The following is a 14,655-nucleotide window of genomic DNA, read 5'->3' on the forward strand; positions in this document are numbered from 1 at the left end:
GCTCCAGATAGTTTATTTGGTAAATGTGCGGCAAAAATGTATAATAATTTGTAATATCAGTATTAAATAAAATTAAATAAACAAAAAGCCAAAACTCTGTTGTTTAAATGTATAAATAAACAAATTGTTTTTATTCCCTTAATCATTTTTTTATAAAATTTTAAAGTAATTCCATCGTTTATTGATAAATTTTTGTTACTTTAAACTTTTAAAATAATTCAAGAATAAGTAAAGAATGCTAGAAACTAAGAAGTCTCTTTTTGATAACCTCCAGAATTTTTTTGGGTTCGATAATTTTAAGGGAGAGCAGGAAGCGATAATAACCAATATACTGGCGGGTAACGATACATTTGTGATAATGCCCACCGGTGGCGGCAAGTCCATGTGCTATCAATTGCCTGCCCTGATGAGTGAAGGTACTGCCATAGTGATCTCGCCCCTGATCGCTTTAATGAAAAACCAGGTTGACCAGTTAAGAGCCTTCGGCGGCTCAGATAGTATTGCCCATTTTTTAAATTCATCATTAACAAAAGCTGATATTACAAAAGTAAAGGAAGATGTGCTGGGAGGTAAAACCAAATTATTATATGTTGCGCCAGAGTCATTAACCAAACAGGAAAATATTGATTTTTTACGATTGAACAATGTTTCATTCGTTGCAGTTGATGAAGCGCATTGTATTTCGGAGTGGGGGCATGATTTCAGGCCCGAATACAGGAAGATACGACAAGTGATCAGTAACATTGGCGACAATATTCCAATCATCGCTTTAACAGCTACGGCAACACCCAAAGTTCAGCAGGATATTCAAAAAAACCTGCAGATGAACAATGCCACCATCTTTAAATCTTCGTTTAACCGCTCCAACCTTTTTTACGAGGTAAGGGCAAAACGTAACGTGATCAAAGAGATCGTTAAGTTTGTTAAACAGAATACAGGCAAATCCGGCATTATTTATTGCCTTAGCCGTAAAAAGGTAGAAGAAGTTGCCCAGGTACTATCACTTAACGGTGTAAAAGCTTTGCCTTATCATGCAGGCCTCGACCCAAAAGTACGTGCCGATACGCAGGATAAGTTTTTGATGGAGGATGTAGACGTTATTGTGGCTACCATTGCCTTCGGTATGGGTATTGATAAACCCGATGTACGCTATGTAATTCATCATGACGTGCCCAAGAGCATGGAAGGCTATTACCAGGAAACCGGGCGCTCCGGCCGTGATGGCGGAGAAGGGGTTTGTGTGGCCTTTTATTCTGAAAAGGATATTGATAAGCTCCAGAAATTTATGAAGGATAAACCGGTTTCAGAACGTGAGATCGGTACCCAGATATTGAAAGAAGTTATCGACTATGCCGAGTCAAGTGTGTGCCGGCGTAAACAGCTGCTGCATTATTTTGGCGAAAACTTTAACGAAGCAGGCTGCAATAACATGTGCGACAATTGCTGCGCCCATAAGGAACATTTTGACGGCGAACTGCACCTGCACAAGGCATTAAGCCTGATCAAACAGATTGGTGAGAAATTTGACGATCTGTATATCATCAGCATTTTGCTGGGTGAAGACAATGCCCAGATAAAAAGCTACGGGCACGACCAGCTGGAATATTTTGGCTCGGGTAAAGAAGATGGCCGCAATTTGTGGAATTCGCTGTTGAGGCAGGCACTCCTGAATAACTTTTTATCAAAGGATATTGACCAGTATGGTCTGCTGCGTTTAACTAAAACGGGCAATTCGTTTATAGAGAACCCATACAGCATTCGTTTTGTATTAAACAGGCCGATTGAAGCTGCCGATGATGATGACAGCGAGGACGGCCCAAAACAAGGCGGTGGTGCTTTAGATACTGAGTTATTGCAGATGCTGAAAGATCTGCGTAAAAAACTGGCTAAGCAAAAAGGATTGCCGCCGTTTGTTATCTTCCAGGATCCGTCATTGGAAGAAATGTGTACGCATTACCCGATTACTACCGATGAACTGAAACAGATCTCGGGCGTAGGGGCAGGGAAGGCTCTCAAATTTGGCAAGCCGTTTACCGACCTGATCCAGAAATATGTGGAGGATAATGACATTGACCGCCCAATAGATATGGTGATCAAGAGCGCTGCCAACAAATCGGCGTTAAAAGTATTTATCATCCAAAACATCGACAGGCATTTGAACCTGGATGACATTGCGGCCTCAAAAGGCCTTACCTACGATGAGATTTTAAAGGAAGTGGAGACCATTGTCAATTCAGGTACAAAATTGAACCTGAACTATTATATCGACGAAGTGATTGACGAGGATAAGCAGGACGAAATATTTGATTATTTCCGTACCGCGGAAGTAGATTCGATTGACGATGCCCTTGCAGAATTGGGCAACGAAGATTATAGCCGTGAAGAAGTACAACTGATGCGCATTAAATTCCTGTCCGAAATGGGTAATTGATAAGAGTCGAAAGTCTCAAGTCAAAAATGTTTTTTAGAAGCCTTTGGATTAAGTTCCGGAGGCTTTTTTGCGGGAATCTATTGTTAAGTTGTTGCAAACAGCTGCCCTAAATCCTTAAAAGATTTAAATTCAAGCGCATTGCCAGATGGGTCCAGGAAAAACATGGTTGCCTGTTCTCCGGGCAAGCCTTTAAAGCGGATATAGGGTTCAATTACAAATTTTACATGGTGCCGGCGCAGCCGTATTTCCAGTTCCTTATATTCATCCCACTCCAATACCACACCATAATGCGGAACCGGTACATCGTGGCCATCAACAGGGTTAAAATGGTGTTCAGTTTTTTCAGCAGGGCGGGGTTTTAAATGGATCACAAACTGGTGGCCGAATAGGTTAAAATCTGTCCACATATCCGAACTGCGGCCTTCGCTGCAACCCAAAACTTCCCTGTAAAATTTTCTGGCTTCATCAAGATCGTAAACTGGTACAGCAACATGAAAAGGTGTTAATGGGGGTTTCATACAGGGATGTTTTAATGTTTTATAATTACCGGGTTAAAATCAATATTTAAGGCGTAGTTATATCGCTAAAACTTTTACACCCGTTCAATTTTACAGCAAATTATTTCACCACATAACGGTAAACCGCCCGCCCAATATTTCCATCCTGGTCTAATCCTTCTACCGTAACGCGGTATGTTCCTTTTCCATCAGCATTAAAATATTCAAGGTCCGCATTCCCGGTTTTATCTGTAACTATATTCGGGTTCCAGTAAATCGTGCTGCGTGTATCAATTTGCGCCGGCTGGTTTGTACGCGGCCCGGTATATCTGGGCAGGTAAAAGGTTTTAACCGGCTCATATCCCTTGGGTAAAAGGGTCAATTCATTTCTGCTGCCTATCAGTTGCTTAAGATCCTGGAAGCTTATTTTCTGTGTTTCCACTTTGCGCAAGTTAACTACAATGGCGCCATTAGAATTATAGGCGCTGTTTACAAGGCCCATTTCGTCTTTTGTAAATATTTCTATCGATTCAACGGTTTTAGGGTCAACACTCTGCAGGTAGGACGCATCAACAGGCATTCCTCTCACAAATACCTGTGTGGGCACTTTTTTGCCCTGTGAATAATCTCTGAAAACATAAAAGTTTTCATTTTCAAAGGTCATGCCCGCGGCAAGTGTTTTAATACATTCAAGCAGCGAATTGCATCCTTCCAGTTGGTCTGCTTTTATAACATGATCAGGCTGGTCGCTAAGGCTTGCTAAATTCCCATAGTCTTTATGACTTACGGTTTTTACAATCCTTTTATCTTTTATAACTACCTCTTTTAAAATATGTAAATTGTTGAATTGTATCTTGCTGTTTTTTAAATACGGGCTAAGCACACTATCAATATTGGTTATGGCATCGGGCTCGGCAAAGTTAATCGGGATGGATTGCCGTGGTTCGCCGTCTACCGTAAGTACAAGGTCGCTGGCGCGAACATTATCACGGGCGCTTAACATCACTTTTGCAGAATCGGGAAATACCAGGTTAGGGAATATAAATCGCCCATCCGCATTAGTTATCGTATTGGCGAAATAATTTTTATCAGGGATGGATATGTGCACATTTCCCCTGTTAACGGGTATGCCGCTTGACGACCGTAATGTGCCAATAATATCGATGCCTTTTTCAACGCCAAAAACCAAGGGCCTTTGCTTGTTATTGATAATATCATCATAAGAGTACCTGCGGTAGCCCTGTGTTTGCAGTAATATGTCAAGATCGGCCGCTGTTTTTTGATCGGAATGATTAAAGTAATAATTCGGCTTCTCTATATAACCGCTGATATCCGAAGTTAAAAGCAGGTTGGTTAATATGGTGGTTTCAGCATCTTCATCAAATGGGACCTTCGATTCATCGATTACAGAAACAGAAAAATTACCTTCATCCGGCTGGCCGCTATTTTTTGCCGTTACTTTTAACTTTGCCAACTGCCTGGTCTCATAACCGGGGTGGTCGCTGTTTACTGTAAGATTTAACTGATCATTGTGTTGAATAAATGCAATGCGTTCGCTAACAGGCTCACCGTCTTCGGTAAAAAGCGTTAATTGAACAATACCTGTAGGGAATTTACTTTTTGGAATAGATGCATTATAAATAGCGTCCAATAGCTGCAATTTAGCTGCAAAGGCAATTGCGCCGCTTGATTTTGCGATAATAAAGAAAGTTTTGCCTTTGAAATCTTTCAAAAAAGCTTCATCCGCCTGTAATTTAATATTTAAATTATCAGCACTGCTATTGTCAACACTCAAGGCGATCCCGTCACTTCCTACTTTCGGGAAAACCGGGTTAGCTGTTGTTCCATCTGCGTAAGTTACGTGGGCCGTATAAGTTTTTCCGTCTTCGGGCGCTAAAATAAAAGCACCCATGCCCAGGTGAGTAGAAGAAAATTCGTTGACGACATTGTTGTTATTGTCGGTAATTGTGCCTTTCACATCAATGCCTAAGCCATCAGGTTTAATAGCTTTAAAAGCTATTTTTGTGCGTACACCGGTTATCAACTGGCCCCCTTCCGGGAAAAACTGGATATCGTTTGGCCGCGATATGGGTTTTAACGAAAATGAATTCGTTATCATTTTTTGCTGCCTGTTTTCTATTTGAGTAACAAGGTTAGCGGAATCAAGGCTTAAATTTTTGGTGTTAACAAAGCTGATATCAATAAAACCATTTTTATCTGTTACACCTTTTCCTTTGGCGATGGATTCGTCATCTCTTTCCACTGACCAACTAACTCTCTTTTCTGAAATCGGTACTCCTTCGTTATCCTTATAAAGAATACCGGCAGATATTTTATTGGATTTACCCGAAGCTGAAGTCTTTAATGATACCTGGGCAGACAGTGGGTTATTAATAGCATCACCCAACGTTATACTTTTATTAAAAAAATAGGCCACTCCCAAATTATTCATATAATTAGTGTAGGCTACTATCCGGTAATTACCTTTTTTATATGAATTTTGACTTAACGCGATATGCCCCCAGGTAACACCGTTTTTTACCTGTAATTTTAACGATTGTACCAGTGAATCGTGTGGCGCCAAAAAATGGACATATACAATTTTGCTGATCAATGATGGTTGGTGTATGCCGGTAGTTACATAAGCTTTAAACCAAATAGTATCACCAACAGCGTAATAGGGTTTGTCAAAGTGGAGGTAAACCTTTTCTATCGGCAGGTCGGTATAAGCCTTTGCTGATTTGGCCAGCAGCTGGTTTAAAACCTCGCTATTGTTTTGTGCTGAAACAGGTAAATAAAATAGGCTAAGAAATAATGATAAAATAAAAACGAATCTGAAAAACCTCATAAAATAGAATTTAACCTGCTATGCCCGGCTAATATAGCCCATTGCCTGTTAAAAATGATAAATTCACGGTACTTTAACATTTTTATTGCAAAATTTAACAATTGGCCTATTTAACAGCCATCTGAATGGTATTTCTGCTCAATTGCTCCAGCAATATTGTTTTACCGGCTTTTAGCTCATTTAACCAATCTGCACTGTAATGCCTTACTGTAATTAATGTAAGGTTGTTATTGTATTTAACTTTAAATCCTGCGCTTAATTCATCAAAAAGCTTTTTAAAACGATCTTCTTTATAATCAAAACAAACAGAAAAGCTTAATGCGGATGTTTGCATCATATTTACTTTTACCTGGTTTTGGGCAAACATTCTAAAAATGTTACTTAAATGATCTTCTGAAATAAAGGAGTAGTCTTTAGCCGAGAGCGAAAGCAATACCTGGTTATGTTTTAGTATAATTACCGGCTTGATGAAAATGTTTGCGCTGTTTTCGTGGATGATCGTACCGGGTGCTTCCGGGTCATTAAATGGCTTCACCAGCAGCGGTATTTTAGCATTTTGCAGCGGTTTGATAGTTTTAGGGTGAATCACACTGGCGCCATAGTAGGTCATCTCAATCGCTTCTGTATAGGATAGTTCATCAAATTTAACGGTATCCTCAAAAAACTTGGGGTCGGCATTGAGTACCCCCGGCACATCTTTCCAGGTAGTTACAGATTCGGCCCCTAAACACGATGCAAATATGGAAGCCGTATAATCCGAGCCCTCGCGGCCCAGCGTGGTGGTGAAGTTCTCGGAGGTGCCCCCTAAAAAGCCTTGCGTTACCACAATGCCTTTCTGCAATAATACGGGGATGTCTTTTTGAATAGCAGCGCAGGTTTTGTCCCATTGTACCGTTCCCTCGCGGTAAGTATTATCTGTTTGAACATAGCCGCGCACATCCAGCCAGGCGCTTTTTAAGCCAACTTCATTTAAATAAGCGTTAACGATACGCGTTGAAACCAATTCGCCAATAGATACGATCTGGTCGTAAATAAAATCAAAATCGTCGTGCGGTTCATCTTCTATCGCCCAGTCTATTTCCACAAAAGTATTGGCTACCTCGTCAAAAACAGGATTGGTGGGTTCGAACAATTGTTCCATTATGGTGTAATGGTAATTTTTGAGATCTTCAAAGATACTATGCAGTGTATCATCTCCATCAAAGTAGGCTTTGGTTAACTTTTCAAGCGCATTTGTTGTTTTGCCCATGGCCGATACCACGATGAGCAACTCCTGCCCCTCAAATTTTTTAATCACATTGGCCAGGTTAACCACGCCATCGGCATCTTTTACAGAAGCCCCACCGAATTTAAAAACAAGCATTATTTACAATAAGTATTTTAAAATTACAACTCAAAACTCAACAACTGTTCCTTTGATAAAGATCCGTTTAACCAGCCTGCTTCTATACCGGCTTCATATTTTTTATAGAATTTTATAGCAGGCTCGTTCCAGTCGAGCACCTGCCAGGCCATTCCGTTAAAGCCCATTTCTTTTGCCTCAACGATCAGCCTGTCGAATAATAATTTACCGACGCCTTTACCGCGCATTGCTTCGGTAACGATCAGGTCCTCCAAATACATTCTGCAACCCTTCCAGGTAGAGTAACGGATATAGTATACGGCGAATGCTACAATCGAGCCATCAACTTCGGCAACAAACGCCTTCCAAACGGGCTTTTCGCCAAAGCCGGCATCTTCAAACTCCTGCAGGGTAACGGTAACCTCTTCCGGTGCCCTTTCAAAAAGCGCAAGTTCATTAACCAGTTCCAATAACCGGGGGCAATCTTCTTTTTTTGCTATTCGTATTTTTACGTTCATTAGTTCAATCGTTCATTAGTTCATTGGTAGAATGTTGGGTTAAATAATTGCACATCGATCTTTTATTTCGAAAAGAATCCGAAATCGAACATCCGAATTCCGAAATCAATTGTTCTTCCAGTGCTTGATCACCCTTTGGCCAAAAATAGTGCTGCCAAGCCTGATCATATTACTGCCCTGTTCAATAGCGACTTTATAATCTGATGACATGCCCATTGACAAGGTGTCAAATGTAGGCTCTTTCCTGAAGAAGCTTTGTTTGATGCCGTCAAAAAATGTTTTTAGCTCATAAAACTCGTCTTTAATCTGTTTTTGATTATCGGTATTGGTAGCTATTCCCATTAATCCCCTGATCCTGATATGTTTTAAGGCCGCAAATTCTTCGGAGCGCAGCAGTTCTATCGCCTCGTCAAAACCTAAACCAAACTTGGTTTCTTCATCGGCTATGTAAACCTCTAACAGGCAATCGATGATCCGGTTGTTTTTGGTTGCATGTTTATCAATCTCCTGCAGCAGTTTTAAACTGTCGACAGATTGGATCATGCTGATAAATGGCGCTATGTATTTTACTTTATTGGTTTGTAAATGGCCGATAAGGTGCCACTCAATATCCTGTGGTAAATGTTCGTGCTTTTCAACGAGTTCCTGTACCTGGTTTTCGCCAAACAAACGCTGCCCGGCGTTATATGCCTCCAGCACTTCTTCGTTTGATTTTGTTTTTGATACGGCTAAAAGGGTTACGTTTATTGGGCCGGTTTCGTTTTTTAAGCTTTTTATATTATCTGCAATGCTCATTTATCCGTAATTTTGTTCAGTAATAAGCCGCTAAATTACAGAATGCATAAATATATCACCTTGTTTTTTTCAGTAAGCTTACTTTTATTTGCTTGCACGGCCGGTAAAAGTAACGGCAAAATTATAGAACATGACCAGATGGTCAGGCTATTAACAGATATTCATATACTCGATGGCAGTTTGTACAATGCTGTTTCGCAAAGCCCGGATACCTTGTATAAATACGGTACGGCCAGGTATCTTACCTTATTTAAAAAATATCATGTTGATTCAATTGAGTTCAGGCGGAGCCTGAAATATTATACTACACAGCCGATTGAGTTCCAGGCGATGTACGATAAAATACTGGTCGACCTGCAAGCCAAAACTGATTCCATTAATAAGAAACTACTTAAAACTACTAATGCCCCACACCCGAAATAATACCGATAAACTGGGTTTTGCCGAGGTAAAGGAATTAATTAAAGCACATTGCCTTAGCGAAATGGGCCGGCAAATGGTCGACAAGATCCAGGTGATGCATAATTTCGACCAGATCAGTAAGTTTCTGGGCCAGGCTAACGAGTTCAAAAATATTTTGCAGAATGATGATGCGTTGCCCATTCACCACTTTTTTGATATAAAAACGCTTGCCAATAAAACCAGGATTGAAGGCGTTTTTTTAAGTGAAGAAGAATTTTACCAGGTACATGCGTCATTAACAACCGTATTTGCCGTAATTGCCTATTTTAACGAGCGGGAAGGTTTATATCCCAACCTGGAAGCCCTGTTTGAACATTTACCCATTGAAAAAGCGATCATTAAAAAGATCGATATGGTTATTGACCAGAAAGGGAAGATCAGGCCAAACGCATCGCGCGACTTACAGGAGATTACCTCGGGCATTGCACGTGCCGAACAGGAAGCCCGCAAAAAGATAGACCAGGTGTTTAAAAATGCCGGCAGCAATGGCTGGACGGCCGATGGCTCGTTAACCATACGTGACGGCCGCCTGTGTATCCCCTTACTGGCAGAAAATAAGCGAAAATTAAAAGGCTTTATTCATGATGAATCTGCATCCGGCCAAACGGTTTACATGGAACCGGAAGAAGTTTTTACCTTAAACAACCGCATCCGCGATCTTGAATTTGACCGCAGGCGCGAGATCATCAAAATACTAACGGCTTTAACTGATGAGCTAAGGCCTTATGTGCCTTTGCTGTTATCGTACCACAGCCTGTTAACCAAACTTGATTTTGTAAGGGCAAAAGCACTTTTCGCAATTGATATCGAAGCAGAAATGCCACAGCTGGTAAACGAAGCCAGTATAAAGCTAACCAATGCCAGGCACCCGCTTTTATTGCTGAATTTTAAAAAGGAGCATAAAACAGTAGTGCCGCTGAACGTGCAGATTGATGAGCATACCCGGATTGTAGTGGTATCCGGGCCAAATGCTGGTGGTAAGTCGGTTTGCATGAAAACGGTTGGCCTATTGCAAACCATGGTGCAGGCAGGCTTGCTGATCTCCGCATCCGAAGCGAGCGTTGTTGGGGTGTTTAAACAGTTGTTTGTGGATATAGGCGATGATCAGTCGCTTGAGAGTGATTTGAGTACCTATAGCGCCCATCTTTCGAAAATGAAAGAGTTTGTTGAACAGGCCAACGGGAGAACACTGGTTTTGATTGATGAATTTGGAACAGGAACTGATCCCCAATTTGGTGGGCCCATTGCCGAGGCAGTGCTGGAATCATTAAATCATAAAAAGGTAAAAGGTATGGTGACCACCCATTACTCGAACCTGAAAATTTTTGCCAGCCATACCGAAGGGATAGAGAACGCATCGATGCTGTTTGATAACAAGGAAATGAAGCCACTTTATATGCTTGAAGTGGGTAAACCCGGCAGTTCATATGCGTTTGAGATCGCTCAAAAAATTGGCTTGCCTCAAAATGTGCTTAACCTGGCCAAAAATAAGATCAGCGCGGGGCAGAAGAAGGTAGACACCCTGTTGGTTGACCTGGAACGTGAGAAAAAGGAAATCTACGATACCCGGATAGCGCTTGAAAAACAGCAGCGACAGGTAAACGCCCTGCTTGCCGAAAATGAAACGCTGAAAAGTTACCTGGAAGAAAATAAAAAGGCGCTGATAAGGGATGCCAAAGATCAGGCAAAAAATATCATCTTAAATGCCAATAAACTGGTTGAAAATACCATCTCCGAAATTAAAAGCAGCAATGCGGATAAGGAGAAAACCCGCGTTTTGAGGGAAAACCTGAACGCCGAACTTCAAAAAAACACAATTAAGCCGATTGTTGCTAAACCATTACCTGCAGACGAAGAGATAAAACCCGGCGATTGGGTTAAATTAGCCGACAGCGAAACAACAGGACAGGTGATAGAGATCATTAAAGATAACGTGGTAATTGCCATTGGCGATTTACGTACGGTGGCTAAAAAGAAACGGATTATTAAAGTTGCTAAATCAACGGTACCAAAAGAGATCAGGCGGAATTACAACAGCCAAACCGGAGATATGGCCAGTTTTAACCCCGAAATTGATGTTAGGGGCATGCGCACAGAAGATGCCCTTAGTAATATTGAAAGGCTGTTTGACCGCGCACTAATGATGGGTTTTGGCAATTTAAAGATCATTCATGGTAAAGGCGATGGTATTTTACGCAAGATGATCAGGCAATACCTAAAAAAATACGACCAGGTTGACCGCATGGAAGATGAACATGCCGATAGGGGCGGGGATGGTATTACCTACGTATATTTTAAATAAAAAAATGCAAACAGTTTTTAGGTTGATCAAAATTTAAGTCATGAATTTAAAAATAAGTTTTTTCGTTATTGCCATTGCCGCCGGTTTACAATGCGGCGCTCAAACGATTGTTAAATGTACTAACTCTCATATCCGTTATTCGGGACGCATAGCGATGACAGACAGTACTGCTGAATTATCGTGGTCGGCCAGTTCAATAACTGTTAATTTCAGCGGAACGGGGATAAGCGCCGTACTGAAAGACGAACGCTCCGATAATAATTATAATGTGATTGTGGATGGTAGGGTTACCAGCATTATCCATCCCGAATTAACCAAAAAAACTTATCAATTAGCCACTGGATTACCGGCCGGGAAACATACCCTTGAATTGTTTAAGCGCACCGAATGGGCCATGGGTAAAACCTGGTTTTACCAGTTCGAGCTTAATAAAGGTGATAAAATTTTATCACCACCAACAGCTCAAAAACGCAAAATAGAGTTTTTCGGTAATTCAATTACCTGTGGCTATGCCGACGAAGATACCACTGGTAAAGACCGCGGCACCAGCCCGTATGAAAATGGCTACCTGAGCTATGCGGCCATAACTGCCCGCCATTTTAATGCCGAAATGCATAATACTTCCAAAAGCGGCATCGGCATAACAGTAAGCTGGTTTCCGCTTATCATGTCAGAGATGTATGATCGCCTTGATGCCACCGACCCTAACAGCAAATGGGACTTTTCAAAATACACACCGCAGGTGGTAGTTATCAACTTATTTCAAAATGATTCCTGGATCGTTAAGTTGCCGGATAATGAGCAATTTAAAGCGCGGTTCGGCACAACGCCACCTACGCCTGAGTTTATAATCAACGCCTATCAAAGCTTTGTCAAAACTGTGCGTGCCAAATATCCGGATGCAAAGATCATTTGCATATTGGGCAGCATGGATGCTACCAGGGCTGGTTCGCCATGGCCGGGATATATTGATAAAGCAGTAGCCGGTCTGAATGATAAAAATATCTACACTCACTTTATCCCTTATAAGAACACCAACGGGCACCCAAGCGTTAAAGAACAACAAACAATGGCCGATGACCTGATAGGCTTTATGGAGAAAAGTATTACATGGTAATATTTTTCTCCATAAAGAACGGGAGATGTATTTAGCAAACTATAAAACCTTATCCCGTAAAAGCGGCATACTCATGCAATGGAAACCGCCCCGCGCCCTTGAAAGCTCCGCCGAAGGCATTAAGATCAGCGTATCTGTCATAGTCTCGGGGTTAAGTTCATCATTTTCAAATTTTTGAAGCAGGTCCTTTACTTTTATCACTTTAAAACCTTTTTGTTTAAAAGCCTCTACCGTTTTATCATTGCGGTCATATCCCAAAACAACACCTTCTTTAAGGGCAAGCAGGTTACATGAATCTGTCCATTGCTCCCGGGCATCATAAGGGAAAGTATCGCCGCCTGAATAGATGAAAACGGTACTTTCAGCGCTTCCCAGGTCGTTTTTACTTACATCGTTGAGCAGATCTTCCAAACGCTTAAAGGTTTTTGGCTTTTTCCCTTTTTCAAACTGAACAATTTCAGTTTTATCTTTATTCTTTTTGTCCGCAAACCAGCCTAACGGTTCATCAATCTCGCCTGCGCCATCAGGTACGGCCAAACTTCTTAGCAGAACCCATGTATTCCGCTTTACCTGGGTGAAAACGGTGTCAATATGCATGTAATCGCGCTTATGCGGAATTTTTACAATGGTTACTTTTTTAACCACGTCATTTTGAAACAATAGCTTTATGGCTTCGTTGGCGCCGCTTACTGAAGTACGTTCGCTGCAGCCGATGATCAGGTGCTGCGGACTCACCATCATCACGTCACCGCCTTCCAGCGTTGTTTTTTGCTCATTATCTTCGCCGGGGCGCAAAAAATGCTGCACGGTTTCGGGGATTTCCAAAATATTATCGCGGTAGCCGGCAAAAAGCGGGTGATTGAAGAAGATATACCTTACCAGTAAAGTTTCGCGGGCCCGGGCCTTTTTAGCGGGTTTGTTCAGCAGCATAAAATTGTTTACCGCTATGCCAATATCCCTCGAAAAAATAAGGTTCGGGATAGGAGCGAAGATCATTTCATGTTTATTCAACGATCCCGAAATAATGATTTTTGCAAGCTCGGCCGGTGGGGTATCAATCAATTTTAATTGCAAACGATAATTGCAGTTTTCGATAGCACACACCGATGCAACCAGCTTTTTGCGGATATCGTCTTCCTGCAAAATATCTTCAAGCAAGGTTTGAATCTCGATTACCTTGTTTGAACAGTGGAAATCCTTGTTATCAGGTTTGTAAAAAACGCGGTTTGATTCTTTTGCGTCTATTTCCTTTAGCTTGCCTTTGATCCTAGCAGGATCGAGAAAATACATCAACAATTTGACATAGAAATCATATTCGTTTTTACGCATCGTTTCCAGGTGCACAATGTCTTCAAAAAGCCAGTCCTGGGCTTTTGAAGGCACTACTTTTCCAAGTCCGTTATCAGGGCTATGGATCAATAAGGCACGAAGGTTACCAATTTCGGAGGTTACATCTAATTTAAAATTGTTGTTGCTGAGCTTCATAAATTTTTTGCAGAAGGCAAATCTAATGATTTCGGAATTCGGATTTTCGATTTCGGAATTAAATTCTTGTTTGAAATGTTGATCGTTACCAACAGCTGCGAAATCAGTTAAATTGGTGCAGTTTTGTTTTTAAGGTTTCCTCTAAAAATATCAAGAGATCTTTCAGTATTTGTGTAAATAATATCGATTCTTATTTAAAAGAATCCATAAATGGGGCAAATTCCTTAGAATTAATTATTCTTTTTGATATTTCAAATATGTCGCCAATCTTTGTGTATTTCAGTTGACCACTATCCCTTTTGTACAGTAATATGTTTCCAACTAATGCGGGATAATCACTCCTGGAAACTAAAAGGCTTGCAGTTTTTATATTCTCTTGGGAATTGATTTTTAGATTGTAATCTCCATCGTAATTTTCGGGGAGGTTTGCACTTGCTCTGGCAATCATTTTTTCAAATGACAATTCGCCCATCCCAATAAACATCTTGTTGCCATTGGGCAAACGAATAAAAACTGAATCTTTTCCAAAATTATTTTTAACAGCAATAGCATTGTCGGCTTGTTTCATTTTTGCTTTAACTGAATCCAGTAACTGTTTAACAGTCCAATCTTTAGTGTTATTACTTTGCGCTATTGATATCATGTAGGTTCCGATGATTGCAGCGTCAGTATTACGTATATAACCACTTTTAATCAATGTATTTATGTCTGTCGCATTCAAACTATCAACTTTTTTTAACAATATAGCGTCAGTTTTTGATTGTGATCGACAGCTTGAAGACGCAAACAAGGTAAGTAATAAAAGGAGAACTGAAAGCTTTGAAAGGTTCATTGTCGTAAATATCGTTAAATATACGA

Annotated in this window: 11 protein-coding genes; 4 read left to right on the top strand and 7 right to left on the bottom strand. The window is 40.9% G+C overall.

The window, feature by feature from the left end:
* The first annotated feature begins 235 nt into the window (after positions 1–235).
* Complete coding sequence (recQ, locus tag MgSA37_RS12980) at positions 236–2,431, top strand: DNA helicase RecQ (RefSeq protein ID WP_096352459.1); 2,196 nt, start codon at positions 236–238, stop codon at positions 2,429–2,431.
* A gap of 83 nt (positions 2,432–2,514) precedes the next feature.
* Here the strand turns inward: recQ and MgSA37_RS12985 are convergent, their stop codons facing one another.
* From MgSA37_RS12985 to MgSA37_RS13005, 5 genes are all read right to left on the bottom strand, one after another.
* A complete protein-coding gene (locus tag MgSA37_RS12985) occupies positions 2,515–2,949 on the bottom strand; it encodes a VOC family protein (protein ID WP_096352460.1) in 435 nt (144 codons plus the stop codon).
* A gap of 100 nt (positions 2,950–3,049) precedes the next feature.
* Entirely contained in the window at positions 3,050–5,776 is a 2,727-nt protein-coding gene (locus tag MgSA37_RS12990; protein WP_096352462.1) for a carboxypeptidase-like regulatory domain-containing protein, read from the bottom strand.
* Between the two features lie 106 nt (positions 5,777–5,882).
* Complete coding sequence (locus MgSA37_RS12995) at positions 5,883–7,139, bottom strand: aspartate kinase (protein ID WP_096352463.1); 1,257 nt, start codon at positions 7,137–7,139, stop codon at positions 5,883–5,885.
* A 23-nt stretch (positions 7,140–7,162) separates the two neighbouring features.
* Positions 7,163–7,636 carry a GNAT family N-acetyltransferase gene (locus tag MgSA37_RS13000; RefSeq protein ID WP_096352465.1) on the bottom strand — a complete coding sequence of 158 codons (474 nt, stop codon included), beginning with the start codon at positions 7,634–7,636 and terminating at the stop codon, positions 7,163–7,165.
* 105 nt (positions 7,637–7,741) lie between these two features.
* Entirely contained in the window at positions 7,742–8,431 is a 690-nt protein-coding gene (locus tag MgSA37_RS13005) for a YggS family pyridoxal phosphate-dependent enzyme (protein WP_096352466.1), read from the bottom strand.
* 42 nt (positions 8,432–8,473) lie between these two features.
* Between MgSA37_RS13005 and MgSA37_RS13010 the strand changes: the two genes are divergently transcribed.
* Genes MgSA37_RS13010 through MgSA37_RS13020 form a run of 3 tightly spaced genes read left to right on the top strand, consistent with a single transcriptional unit; the run spans position 8,474 to position 12,312 of the window.
* The gene (locus MgSA37_RS13010) at positions 8,474–8,854 is read left to right on the top strand and encodes a DUF4296 domain-containing protein (RefSeq protein WP_096352468.1); all 381 of its coding nucleotides are present in this window, start codon (positions 8,474–8,476) and stop codon (positions 8,852–8,854) included.
* A complete protein-coding gene (locus MgSA37_RS13015; protein ID WP_096352469.1) occupies positions 8,835–11,195 on the top strand; it encodes an endonuclease MutS2 in 2,361 nt (786 codons plus the stop codon). Before MgSA37_RS13010 ends, MgSA37_RS13015 begins: the two co-directional genes overlap by 20 nt.
* Positions 11,196–11,235: 40 nt before the next feature.
* The gene (locus MgSA37_RS13020) at positions 11,236–12,312 is read left to right on the top strand and encodes an SGNH/GDSL hydrolase family protein (RefSeq protein WP_096352471.1); all 1,077 of its coding nucleotides are present in this window, start codon (positions 11,236–11,238) and stop codon (positions 12,310–12,312) included.
* 39 nt (positions 12,313–12,351) lie between these two features.
* On the opposite strand, the gene MgSA37_RS13025 is transcribed toward MgSA37_RS13020, so the two are convergent.
* Both MgSA37_RS13025 and MgSA37_RS13030 read right to left on the bottom strand, forming a co-directional pair.
* Entirely contained in the window at positions 12,352–13,797 is a 1,446-nt protein-coding gene (locus MgSA37_RS13025) for an arginine deiminase family protein (protein ID WP_096352472.1), read from the bottom strand.
* 190 nt (positions 13,798–13,987) lie between these two features.
* Positions 13,988–14,629 (bottom strand): hypothetical protein, encoded by a 642-nt coding sequence (locus tag MgSA37_RS13030; RefSeq protein WP_096352474.1) that lies wholly within the window; start codon positions 14,627–14,629, stop codon positions 13,988–13,990.
* Positions 14,630–14,655: the final 26 nt, after the last annotated feature.

Origin of the sequence: Mucilaginibacter gotjawali (assembly GCF_002355435.1) — a bacterium.
Classification (GTDB): Bacteria; Bacteroidota; Bacteroidia; order Sphingobacteriales; family Sphingobacteriaceae; genus Mucilaginibacter; species Mucilaginibacter gotjawali.

Coding starts and splice junctions, on each gene's coding strand:
- recQ (WP_096352459.1), top strand. CDS start 236: ATGCTAGAAACTAAGAAGTCTCTTTTTGATAACCTCCAGAATTTTTTT.
- MgSA37_RS13010 (WP_096352468.1), top strand. CDS start 8,474: ATGCATAAATATATCACCTTGTTTTTTTCAGTAAGCTTACTTTTATTT.
- MgSA37_RS13000 (WP_096352465.1), bottom strand. CDS start 7,636: ATGAACGTAAAAATACGAATAGCAAAAAAAGAAGATTGCCCCCGGTTA.
- MgSA37_RS13025 (WP_096352472.1), bottom strand. CDS start 13,797: ATGAAGCTCAGCAACAACAATTTTAAATTAGATGTAACCTCCGAAATT.
- MgSA37_RS13005 (WP_096352466.1), bottom strand. CDS start 8,431: ATGAGCATTGCAGATAATATAAAAAGCTTAAAAAACGAAACCGGCCCA.
- MgSA37_RS12990 (WP_096352462.1), bottom strand. CDS start 5,776: ATGAGGTTTTTCAGATTCGTTTTTATTTTATCATTATTTCTTAGCCTA.
- MgSA37_RS13030 (WP_096352474.1), bottom strand. CDS start 14,629: ATGAACCTTTCAAAGCTTTCAGTTCTCCTTTTATTACTTACCTTGTTT.
- MgSA37_RS12995 (WP_096352463.1), bottom strand. CDS start 7,139: ATGCTTGTTTTTAAATTCGGTGGGGCTTCTGTAAAAGATGCCGATGGC.
- MgSA37_RS13020 (WP_096352471.1), top strand. CDS start 11,236: ATGAATTTAAAAATAAGTTTTTTCGTTATTGCCATTGCCGCCGGTTTA.
- MgSA37_RS13015 (WP_096352469.1), top strand. CDS start 8,835: ATGCCCCACACCCGAAATAATACCGATAAACTGGGTTTTGCCGAGGTA.
- MgSA37_RS12985 (WP_096352460.1), bottom strand. CDS start 2,949: ATGAAACCCCCATTAACACCTTTTCATGTTGCTGTACCAGTTTACGAT.